Consider the following 229-nt stretch of genomic DNA (forward strand, 5'->3'; position numbering starts at 1 on the left):
CAGCCGCCTTCAGGCGGCTGTGTGTTGAAACTCTTTTGTCGGGTTTGGGGTCGTCTGAAAAAGCTGCCAGCCGCCTTCAGGCGGCTGTGTGTTGAAACTTTGAAACCCCTTGACAAATATTTTTAACCGATATCCAGCCGCCTTCAGGCGGCTGTGTGTTGAAACCATAGTAAAATCTTCGTGGTTTATATATTCGACCCAGCCGCCTTCAGGCGGCTGTGTGTTGAAA

This window comes from Neisseria sp. HMSC065D04 (assembly GCF_001815675.1).
Classification (GTDB): domain Bacteria; phylum Pseudomonadota; class Gammaproteobacteria; order Burkholderiales; family Neisseriaceae; genus Neisseria.